The organism is Streptomyces panaciradicis, from assembly GCF_023516615.1.
Lineage (GTDB): Bacteria > Actinomycetota > Actinomycetes > Streptomycetales > Streptomycetaceae > Streptomyces > Streptomyces panaciradicis.
The window spans coordinates 1-506 of the sequence record NZ_JAMGBF010000009.1; the positions used below are offsets into that span (position 1 = coordinate 1).

At 69.4% G+C, this 506-nt stretch carries 1 protein-coding gene; it reads right to left on the minus strand.

The window, feature by feature from the left end:
* A partial coding sequence (locus tag M8J74_RS04090; protein ID WP_249835114.1) for a HAMP domain-containing protein occupies nucleotides 1-506 on the minus strand: 506 nt, incomplete at both ends.

Here is a 506-nt window from a genome sequence, read left to right on the forward strand (position 1 = left end):
CGTCACCAGGGCGATGTTGCGGACCTGCCCGGTGAGGTTGTTGGCCATGGAGTTGACGTTGTCCGTCAGGTCCTTCCAGGTGCCGGCCACGTTGGGCACGTGCGCCTGGCCGCCGAGGCGTCCCTCGGTGCCGACCTCGCGGGCGACGCGGGTGACCTCGTCGGCGAACGCGGACAGCGTGTCGACCATGGTGTTGATCACGTCGGCGAGGGCGGCGACCTCGCCCTTGGCCTCGACGGTGATCTTCTGCGAGAGGTCGCCGCGGGCGACGGCGGTGGCGACCTGGGCGATGGAGCGCACCTGACCGGTCAGGTTGGACGCCATCACGTTGACGTTGTCCGTCAGGTCCTTCCAGGTGCCCGACACGCCCCGCACGATCGCCTGGCCGCCGAGGTTGCCCTCGGTGCCGACCTCGCGCGCGACGCGGGTGACCTCGTCGGCGAACGCGGAGAGCTGGTCGACCATCGTGTTGATGGTGTTCTTCAGTTCGAGGATCTCGCCGCGGG